Below are 9,430 nucleotides of genomic sequence, written 5' to 3' on the forward strand. Positions count from 1 at the left end.
TGCACATCAAGGTGGGGTCCCCGCCGCGGGTGCGCATCGACGGACGCCTGCGCAAGCTGCAGGCGCCCAACCTGACGCCGACTGACACCGAGCACATGGTCAGCGAGGTCCTGCGCGACGACCTGATCGTGGAGTTCGCCAAGACCAACGAGGCCGACTTCGCCTACTCGGTGCCCGGCCTCGGCCGCTTCCGGGTCAACGCGTTCCGGTCCCGCGGCTCGGCCGGCATGGTCTTCCGCCGGGTCAGCGTCGGCGCCATCCCGCTCGACGACCTCGGTCTGCCGCCGGTGCTCAGCGCGCTGGCGATGGAGCCCCGTGGGCTGGTGCTCGTGACCGGTCCCACCGGCTCGGGCAAGACCACGACCCTCGCCGGGATGATCGACCACATCAACAACAACCGCGAGGTCCACGTCGTCACGATCGAGGACCCGATCGAGGTCCTGCACTTCGACAAGCTCTCGATGATCAACCAGCGCGAGGTGCGGCTGGACACCGCCGACTTCGCGGTCGCGCTGCGCGCGGCCATGCGCCAGGACCCCGACGTCATCCTGGTCGGCGAGATGCGCGACACCGAGACGGTCAAGGCCGCGCTCGCTGCGTCGGAGACCGGTCACTTCGTGATGTCGACGCTGCACACCACCGACGCGGCGGAAACCATCACCCGCGTCATCGACTTCTTCCCTCCGCACGAGCAGAAGCAGGTCAGGCTCTCACTGGCCGGCGCCCTGCGCGGCATCATCTGCCAGCGCCTCGTGCCTCGCGCCGACGGTCAGGGCCGCTGCGTGGCGATGGAGATCTGCGTGGCCACCGGCCGCATCGCCGACGCGATCGCCGACGCGGACAAGACGCACTCGATCGGCGAGCTGATCAAGGAGGGCGCGTACTACGGGATGCAGACGTTCGACCAGCACCTGGTGGCGCTGATCCGCGACGGCGTCATCACCCTGGAGGCCGCCATGGCCGCCTCCACAAACCCGCACGACCTCACGGTCGAGCTGCGCCGCCTCGGCCTGGTCGCCTGACGGCTCGCGGCACCGGCACGGCTCAGGACTGCGTCAGGCGGCGCCACATGACGTGCAGGCCGACCCGGCCGTGCGCCGCGGAGTCGAAGGCCTCGGGCACCGTCCCGACGACCTCGAAACCGACGCTGCGCCACAGCGCCACCGCGGCGGTGTTGGTCTCCACCACCGCGTTGAACTGCATGCTGGCGAAGCCCTGCTCGCCCGCCCAGCGCAGCACGTGCTCCGCGAGCAGCCGGCCCACCCCCCGCCCGCCGTGGTCCGGGTCGACCATGAAGCTAGCGGTCGACACGTGCGACCCGCGGCCCGGCCGGTTGGGTCCCGACTTCGCCGACCCGAGCACCGTGCCGTCCGCGTCGACGGCGACGAACGTCCGCCCCGGCGGCTGCTCCATCCACCACGCCCGGGCGGTCTCCTCGGTGAGGTCCTCGGGGAACGCGTAGGTCTCGCCGTCCGCCACGATCCGCCGGAAGAAGGGCCAGATCACCGACCAGTCGTCGTACGTCGCCTCGCGCACCCGCACGACCGCCCCGGGGCCGGTCACGAGGGCACCGCCGGCGTCTCGCTGGCTGTTGTCCCGTGCTCGCTGCACCGGGCCCACCACCCGCGCGGCGTCACCTGCACGACCATCCGGCGCCGGCACGAGGGGCACCACCGCGGCGGCTCGAGCCGTCGGCGTCGCGCACAGGCCCGGTGCTCCGCGGTCGCCGCGGGCTCGCCGCACTGGTCGCAGTAGGCGGTCGGCTCCTTTGCGGTGCTCGGCACGGCCCGTAGGGTAGCCAGATGGAGCGCGCGTCCGTCACGCACGTGGTCGCCTCCGACGACACCGCGGCGGCGCTCGGCAGCGGGGACCTGCCGGTGCTGGGGACCCCCCGCTTGCTCGCCTGGTGCGAGGAGGCGACGGTGGCGGCAGCCGCAGCCGTGCTGGCGCCGGGGGAGACGACCGTGGGCACCCGGGTCGACCTGGCCCATGAGAGGGCCAGCGCGGTGGGCACCGAGGTGCGGATCCACGCCGACCTGGTGCACCGGGACGGCCGGCTGCTGCGGTTCAGCGTGGTCGCCGAGCAGGAGGCCGCCGGTGCCGTGGTGGTGGCGGGCCGGGGCGAGGTGACCCGGGTGGTGGTCGACCCGGCGCGGTTCCTCGCCCGGCTCTGACCGGCGGCGACGTACGGGCTCAGACCAGGTCGAGCAGGTAGACGATCAGCTGCACCGTGGGGTACGGCCGCCAGTCCCGCTCGGGCGCCCGAGCGAAGCCCATTCGCTCGTACATCCGATGAGCGGTCGCCATCCCCGGCAGCGTGCTGAGCACGACCGCCGTGCAGCCCTGCTCGCGGGCCCGGTCGACGCACCATTGGGCCAGAGCCGACCCCACACCCCGCCGCCGGTGCTCGGTCGAGACGGCGAGCATCCGGAACTCCGCCTCGCCGGCCCGGGAGACCTCGGCCCACGGCGAGCCCGGCAGCACGAAGGTCACCGTGCCCAGCAGGTCGCCGCGGGGTGCCGCCGCGACGACCAGCTGTGCCTGGTGCGCCCGCTGGTCCGCGGCGCGCAGCTCGTCGGCGTAGGAGTCGTCGACGGTGGTGAAGCCGTCGGCGACGTAGGCGGCCAGCGTCAGCTCGCCCACGAGGGCGAGCTCGTCGGGCTCGGCCGGGCGGATGCGCACCCGGCCGAGCCTAGGCAGGTCAGTGCCGCAGGGCGTAGGGGGTCGAGGGCAACGACCCCGTCCCCCAGTCCGGGTGGCTGGCCGGCGGGGAGAGCGGGCGGTCGTGGAGGACCAGGCGCAGCCCGGCGACCAGCTCGGTGGTGACGGCGATGGCGAGAACGAGCAGAAGGAGTGTCATGGCAGGAACTATGCGCCGGATCACATCCTGCCACCAGTGGCAGGATTGACAACTACCATCAACTTTCTGCCATACTGTGGACGTGCCGAGACGCATCCAGAACGTGGCCGTGCCCGTGCTCGACGGGGTCTTCGCCTTCGAGCTCGGGGTGCTCTGCGAGGTCTTCGGGTCGCCCCGGCCCGACGACCCCACGCTCCCGGACTTCGACTTCGCGCTGTGCACCGACACCCCGGGACCGGTCCGCACCCGCTCCGGCTTCGACCTGGTGGTCCGGGACGACCTCTCACGGCTCGAGGAGGCCGACCTGGTCGCCGTCCCGGCGATCAGCACCGAGGCGCCGCTGCCCGAGCAGCTGCTCGAGGGCCTCCGCCGGGCCGTCGCCCGCGGCGCCCAGGTCATGAGCGTCTGCAGCGGGGCCTTCATCCTCGGCGAGGCCGGCCTGCTCGACGGGCGCGAGTGCACGACGCACTGGACCCACGTCGGCGAGCTGGCCGAGCGCTTCCCGGCGGCCAAGGTCAACGACGACGTGCTGTACGTCGACAGCGACGGCGTCCTGACCAGCGCCGGCACCGCGGCGGGCATCGACGCCAGCCTGCACCTGATCCGCCGGGAGTTCGGCACCTCGGTCGCCAACGCGCTGGCCCGCCGGATGGTGACGCCGCCGCACCGCGAGGGTGGGCAGCGGCAGTACGTCGACCAGCCGGTGCCCTGCGAGGGGGACACCCTCTCGGACACCCTGGAGTGGATGCTCGAGCACCTGGCCGAGGACATGACGGTCGAGCAGCTGGCCGCCCGCGCCCACCTCTCGCCGCGCACCTTCGCGCGCAGGTTCCGTGCCGAGACCGGCACCACGCCGCTGCAGTGGCTGACCGACCAGCGCATCCTGCACGCCCGGCGCCTCCTCGAGGAGACCGCCCAGCCGGTCGAGGTCGTGGCCGACCTGGTGGGCTTCGGCAGCGCCTCGGTGCTCCGCCACCACTTCACCCGCCGGGTCGGCACCACGCCGCAGTCCTACCGGCGCACGTTCGCCCGCGCCGGGTAGGCGGCACCGCGCGGGGGCAGAGGGCAGCCGTGCGCCCCCTCCGCCCGATCGGCCGGGACGTCGTCCGCCGCCTGCGCGGGCACGACGTCGCCCTCTACGCTGCCGGGCTCACCTTCTACGGCGGCATCGCGGTGCTGCCCACCGGGCTGCTGGCCTTGTGGGTCGCTGGCCTGGTGCTGGGCGCGGACCGGACCGCCCGGCTGGGGGGCAGCCTGGCCGACGCCCTGCCCGACGCGGTCGGCGCGCCCGACACGGTCCGGGCGGTCGTCGACGCCGGCGCGAGCCTGGGCTGGGTCACGGCGCTGGTCGCCCTGGTGCCCGCGTCCCTCTACGGCGAGGGGCTGCGCCGGGCCTTCGTCCGGCTCGAGGAGGAGGACGAGTCGCACCCGGGCCGTCGCGGGCGCCTCGGCGTGCTCCCGCTGCTCGCCGCCACGCCGCTGCTCGCCGTCGTGGTGCTCTGGTGCGCGCCGTTCTTCGCCGGCCTGGCCGGCGGCGGCACCGGGTCGCGGGCGCTCGGCGCCTACCTCGCGCTCTGCCTCGGCTGGGTGCTGCTGACCGGTCCGGTGGCCTACGTCTACCGGGTGCTGTCCCCGAGGGCCCCCGGGTGGCGCGCCGCCCTGCTGGCCGGCTCGACCGCCGCGGCGTTCGTGGCCGGTTTCCTGCAGGGCTTCGTGCTCTTCCTCGCGATCCCGCTCGACCTCGGCCGGCCGTTCGGCGGCTTCGTCGCGGTCGGGGCGTGCGTCGCGGTGGCGCTGTGGCTGTGGGTGCTGCACCTCGTCGTGCTCGTCGGCTACGCCCTGAGCCGCACCCTCGACGCGCCGGCCCCACCTGTCGGCGACCCTCAGGCCAGGTTGGTGCTGCGCGGATAGGCGACCTCGGGGTCGGTCACCACGTTGACCAGGTAGGGCACGCCCGCGTCGAACGCGCGGTCCAGCGCCGGGCCGATCCGGTCCGGCCGGGTGACCAGCTCACCGGCCCCGCCCAGTGCCCGCACGACCTCGTCGTAGCGCGTCTGCGGCGCCAGCTCGGCTGCGACGTCGTAACCGTAGAGGAAGCGCATCGGGTGCCTCTCGAGCCCCCAGCCGCCGTTGTTGCCCATGACGATCACAACCGGCAGGCCGTGCCGGACCAGGGTGTCGACGTCCATCAGCGAGAAGCCCGCGGCGCCGTCGCCGAGCATCAGCACCACCTGGCCGGACGGGCGGGCCAGCCGGGCACCGATCGCGTAGCCGAGGCCGGTGCCCAGGCAGCCATAGGGGCCGGGGTCCAGCCACCCGCCGGGGGCCTTCGGCTCGACGTACTTGCCGGCGTAGGACACGAAGTCGCCGCCGTCGCCGATCACCACCGCGTCGTCGGCCAGCCGGCTTCCCAGCTCCCCGTAGACGCGGGCCGGGTGGACCGGGTCGGCGTCGCTGGCCAGCAGGTCGCGGTCCTTGTCGACCGCCGCGCGCGCGACGTCCTGCAGCGTCGAGGTCCAGGCGTCGTACGCCCCTGGGCGCCCCTCCTGGGTCCAGGCCTGGAGGATCCCGTCGAGGACGGCGGTCAGGTCGCCGGCCGCCGAGCCGGCCAGCCCGACGTGGCGCGCCAGCTGACCGGGGGAGTCGGCGAGGTGCACCACCGGCGCAGGCGTGGCGCCGTCCTTGCCGCCGAAGATGCCGAACCCCAGCCGGAAGTCGAGCGGCACGCCGACGACGACGACCAGGTCGGCCCCGCCGAAGGCTGCGCCGCGGGCCCGGGTGACGAGCAACGGGTGACCGGCCGGCAGGATGCCGCGACCCATGCCGTTGGTGATGACCGGGACGCCGATCGTCTCGGCCAGCCGGCGCGCCGCGTCCTCGGCGCCGTCGGTCCACACGTCGGAGCCGATGACCAGCACCGGGCGCTCGGCACCGGCCAGGAGCTTGCCCACCGATGCCAGGTCGTCGGGGTCGGGCTCGACCCGTCGCTGATGCGGTGCCGCAGGGAGCCCGACCTCGGCCCGGCTGAAGAGCTGGTCCATCGGCACGTCCAGGAAGACCGGTCCGCGATGCGCGGCCGTCGCGAGCGTGAAGGCGTCGTCCACGGCCCCGGCGACGTCGCCGACCGTCGGCACGGTGGCCGCCCGCTTGGTGACCGGGGCCAGCAGCGGCGGGTGGTCGAGCTCCTGCAGGCTGCCGGCCCCCCAGCGGAACGCGGGGGCCCGGCCGCCGACCACGAGCAGCGGTGACCCGTTGAGATGTGCGGTGGTGATGGCGCTGACCCCGTTGGTCACTCCGGGTCCGGCCGTGAGGGCGGCGAAGCCGGGCCGCCGGGTCAGCTTGGCGGTGGCTTCGGCCGCGAACACGGCGGTCTGCTCGTGGCGCACGTCGACCAGGCGCATCGGCGGGTCGGCCTTGACGGCCCCGTCGTAGAGCGGAAAGACGTGCGCCCCCGACAGGGTGAACAGCGTGTCGACACCGTGGGACCGGGCGACCGCCACGGCGATGTCGCCGCCGTGGCCCTCCATGGTTGTCACCCCACGGACTCTAGGGCCCCGCTGGTCAGCCCCGGCTGCGGCCCGTCCCGACGGCCTCGCCCTCGTCCGCGGTCATCTGCTCGACCCCCGGGTCGCCCGCCTCGACGTGGTAGTCCGTCTCGTGCGTGACGTCCACGCCGACCGGCACCTTCGCCGCGCGCAGTACTGCTGTCCCCACGAGGGCCACCAGCAGGTTGGCGGCGACGGCGATCAGCCCGACGTACATCGTGACGTCGGTGTCGACGCCCCAGCGGTTGAGCGCCCACTGCGACCCGGCGAAGTGCTCCTTGCCGACGAGCGGATTCGCGATGTTGTAGAGCATCGAGAGGCCGAGCACCATGCCCACGGCCCAGCCGGCAATCAGTGCCCACCGGTGGAACCACCGGGTGTAGAGGCCCAGGACCAGGGCGGGCAGCGTCTGCAGGATGACGACGCCGCCGATCAGCTGCAGGTCGATGCTGAACTGCGGGTCGATCGCGATGATGACCAGCAGGGCGCCGAACTTCACGACCAGGGAGGCGATCTTGCTGACCTTCGCCTCGAGCGCCGGGCTGGCGTCCTTGCGGATGTACTCCTTGAAGACGTTGCGGGTGAAGAGGTTTGCCGCGGCGATGGACATGATGGCCGCCGGCACCAGGGCGCCGATGGCGATGGCGGCGAACGCGACGCCGGCGAACCAGTCGGGGAACATCTGGTCGAAGAGCAGCGGCACGACCGTGTTGTTGTCCGGCTTGCCGGAGAGCGGGTTGGTTGCCGGCTCGACCCCGGCCGCGATGGCCATGTAGCCGAGCAGTGCGAGCAGGCCGAGCACGAAGCTGTACGCCGGCAGCGCGGCCATGTTGCGCTTGATGGTGTCGCGGCTGCGCGCCGCGAGCACGCTGGTGAGCGAGTGCGGGTAGAGGAACAGGGCCATCGCCGAGCCGAGCGCGAGCGTCGAGTAGCCCAGCTGCGCGGCCGGCGCGAGGATCAGGCCGTCGGCCGGGCCCTCGGGCGGAGGCGGCGTCGACTCGAACTTCTCGTTGGCCGCGGCGAAGATGTCACCCCAGCCGCCGAGCTTGGTCGGGATGTAGATGACCGCGACGATGACGACGACATAGATCAGGGTGTCCTTGACGAACGCGATGAGGGCGGGGGCGCGCAGGCCGGACTGGTAGGTGTAGAGCGCCAGCACGGCGAACGCGATCCACAGCGGCCAGCTGCCGTCGATGCCGAGCGCCTTGATGACCACCTCGATGCCGACCAGCTGGAGCGCGATGTAGGGCATCGTCGCGAGGATGCCGGTGAGGGCGATGACGAGGGCCAGCGCCGAGGAGCCGTGGCGGCCGCGGACGAAGTCGGCCGGCGTGACGTAGCCGTGCCGGTGCGACACCGACCACAGCCGCGGCGCGACGAGGAACACCATCGGGTAGACGACGATCGTGTAGGGCACGGCGAAGAAGCCGGCTGCGCCCGCTCCGTAGATCAGCGCCGGCACGGCGACGAACGTGTAGGCGGTGTAGAGGTCGCCGCCGAGGAGGAACCAGGTGATCCACGGCCCGAACTTGCGGCCCCCCAGGCCCCACTCGTCGAGGTGCTCCATCGACTCCGGCCGCCGCCAGCGCGAGGCGAGGAACCCGAGGACGGTGACCAGCAGGAAGAGCGCGAGGAAGACGATGAGCTCGGTGGTCTTGACGTCGGACATCAGCGCTCACCCCGGGTCGCCTTGTAGACGACGATGGTCAGCACCACGCTGATCGGGATCCACATCAGCTGGTACCAGTAGAAGAACGGCATGTCGCCGAGCGTCGGGTCGAGCTTGTTGTAGAACGACGGGATCAGGACGCCGACGAGGGGGATCAGCAGCAGCAGGTTCCACGGCGAGGCGTTGAACCGCCGGTGGGCCGCCCCGCGGACGGCGTCGGGCTCCCGGCCGTCCGGGTGGTCCGCGCTCCGCGGAGGACCTGAGTGATCGGGGCGGTCTGCGGTCGTGCCAGCCATCTCGGGCTCCTCGCAGCAGGGAACACGCCGGGCGCGGGCATACCCACACAAATGCGGCTCAATCCCCCTGCCGGAAACAAGCTCGCGCAGGCGGCCGCAGGTGGCCGGAGGTGGTTCTGGAGGAAAGGCCGCTAGATGGTCTGGGACAACGCCTTGACCGGCATGCCCAGGTCCCCCAACAGGGCCAGGTCCTCGTCGGGGGAGCGGCCGAGCGTAGTCAGGTAGTTGCCGACGATCACCGCGTTGACGCCGCCCAGCATCCCGTCCCGGGTCCCCAGGTCGCCGAGGGTGATCTCCCGGCCGCCGGCATAGCGCAGGATCGTGCGCGGCAGCGCCAGCCGGAACGCGGCGATCGTGCGCAGGGCGTCGGTGCCGGCCATCACCGGCAGGTCGCCGAACGGCGTGCCGGGTCGGGGGTTCAGGAAGTTCAACGGCACCTCGTCCGGTGCCAGCTCACCGAGCTGGGCGGCGAACTCCGCTCGCTGCTCGAGCGACTCGCCCATGCCGACGATGCCCCCGCAGCACACCTCCATGCCGGCGTCGCGCACCATCGTCAGCGTCGACCAGCGCTCCTCCCAGGTATGGGTGGTCACGACCTGCGGGAAGTACGAGCGCGCGGTTTCCAGGTTGTGGTTGTAGCGGTGGACGCCCATCGCGGCGAGGGCGGCGACCTGCTCCTGGCTGAGCATCCCGAGCGACGCGGCGACGTTGATGTCGACGGCGTCGCGGATGGCTGCGACGCCCTCGGTCATCTGGCGCATCAGCCGCTCGTCCGGTCCGCGGACCGCCGCGACGATGCAGAACTCGGTGGCGCCGGTCGCGGCCGTCTCGACGGCGGCCCGCACCAGCGAGGGGATGTCCAGCCAGGCCGCCCGCACCGGCGACTGGAAGAGGCCGGACTGCGAGCAGAAGTGGCAGTCCTCGGGGCAGCCGCCGGTCTTCACCGACACGATGCCCTCGACCTCGACCTCGGGGCCGCACCAGCGCAGCCGCACGTCGTGCGCGAGCGCCAGCAGGTCCGGCAGCGCCTCGTCGGGCAGCTGCAGCACGTCGAGCA

The 9,430-nt window shown here is 72.8% G+C and carries 12 protein-coding genes; 4 read left to right on the plus strand and 8 right to left on the minus strand.

Annotated features, from left to right (window positions below):
* Nucleotides 1-1,022, plus strand: a 1,022-nt coding sequence (locus VK640_07570) for a PilT/PilU family type 4a pilus ATPase (GenBank protein ID HTE73043.1), incomplete at its 5' end; no start/stop codon positions are given.
* Between the two features lie 22 nt (nucleotides 1,023-1,044).
* On the opposite strand, the gene VK640_07575 is transcribed toward VK640_07570, so the two are convergent.
* Both VK640_07575 and VK640_07580 read right to left on the minus strand, forming a co-directional pair.
* Nucleotides 1,045-1,563 carry a GNAT family N-acetyltransferase gene (locus tag VK640_07575; protein HTE73044.1) on the minus strand — a complete coding sequence of 173 codons (519 nt, stop codon included), beginning with the start codon at nucleotides 1,561-1,563 and terminating at the stop codon, nucleotides 1,045-1,047.
* The gene (locus tag VK640_07580) at nucleotides 1,560-1,784 is read right to left on the minus strand and encodes a hypothetical protein (protein ID HTE73045.1); all 225 of its coding nucleotides are present in this window, start codon (nucleotides 1,782-1,784) and stop codon (nucleotides 1,560-1,562) included. The genes VK640_07575 and VK640_07580 overlap by 4 nt, the downstream gene beginning before the upstream one ends.
* An 18-nt stretch (nucleotides 1,785-1,802) precedes the next feature.
* Between VK640_07580 and VK640_07585 the strand changes: the two genes are divergently transcribed.
* The gene (locus tag VK640_07585) at nucleotides 1,803-2,174 is read left to right on the plus strand and encodes a hotdog domain-containing protein (protein HTE73046.1); all 372 of its coding nucleotides are present in this window, start codon (nucleotides 1,803-1,805) and stop codon (nucleotides 2,172-2,174) included.
* Between the two features lie 19 nt (nucleotides 2,175-2,193).
* Here VK640_07585 and VK640_07590 read toward each other — a convergent pair whose 3' ends face one another.
* Both VK640_07590 and VK640_07595 read right to left on the minus strand, forming a co-directional pair.
* Entirely contained in the window at nucleotides 2,194-2,682 is a 489-nt protein-coding gene (locus tag VK640_07590; protein HTE73047.1) for a GNAT family N-acetyltransferase, read from the minus strand.
* Between the two features lie 19 nt (nucleotides 2,683-2,701).
* Nucleotides 2,702-2,860 (minus strand): hypothetical protein, encoded by a 159-nt coding sequence (locus tag VK640_07595; protein HTE73048.1) that lies wholly within the window; start codon nucleotides 2,858-2,860, stop codon nucleotides 2,702-2,704.
* Between the two features lie 82 nt (nucleotides 2,861-2,942).
* Here VK640_07595 and VK640_07600 point away from each other — a divergent pair, with 82 nt between their 5' ends.
* Nucleotides 2,943-3,902 (plus strand): helix-turn-helix domain-containing protein, encoded by a 960-nt coding sequence (locus VK640_07600; GenBank protein HTE73049.1) that lies wholly within the window; start codon nucleotides 2,943-2,945, stop codon nucleotides 3,900-3,902.
* Nucleotides 3,903-3,931: 29 nt separating this feature from the next.
* The gene (locus VK640_07605) at nucleotides 3,932-4,771 is read left to right on the plus strand and encodes a YhjD/YihY/BrkB family envelope integrity protein (GenBank protein ID HTE73050.1); all 840 of its coding nucleotides are present in this window, start codon (nucleotides 3,932-3,934) and stop codon (nucleotides 4,769-4,771) included.
* Here the strand turns inward: VK640_07605 and VK640_07610 are convergent.
* The 4 genes from VK640_07610 to bioB form a co-directional block, all read right to left on the minus strand.
* Entirely contained in the window at nucleotides 4,744-6,387 is a 1,644-nt protein-coding gene (locus tag VK640_07610; GenBank protein ID HTE73051.1) for an acetolactate synthase, read from the minus strand. The genes VK640_07605 and VK640_07610 overlap by 28 nt on opposite strands.
* Nucleotides 6,388-6,421: 34 nt before the next feature.
* Nucleotides 6,422-8,077 (minus strand): sodium:solute symporter, encoded by a 1,656-nt coding sequence (locus VK640_07615; GenBank protein ID HTE73052.1) that lies wholly within the window; start codon nucleotides 8,075-8,077, stop codon nucleotides 6,422-6,424.
* On the minus strand, nucleotides 8,077-8,244 hold the full coding sequence (locus VK640_07620) for a DUF3311 domain-containing protein (GenBank protein ID HTE73053.1): 168 nt from the start codon (nucleotides 8,242-8,244) through the stop codon (nucleotides 8,077-8,079). Before VK640_07620 ends, VK640_07615 begins: the two co-directional genes overlap by 1 nt.
* Nucleotides 8,245-8,504: 260 nt before the next feature.
* The coding region (gene bioB, locus VK640_07625; protein ID HTE73054.1) for a biotin synthase BioB at nucleotides 8,505-9,430 on the minus strand (926 nt) is incomplete at its 5' end.

This window comes from Actinomycetes bacterium (genome assembly GCA_035489715.1).
Taxonomy (GTDB): Bacteria; Actinomycetota; Actinomycetes; order JACCUZ01; family JACCUZ01; genus DATHAP01.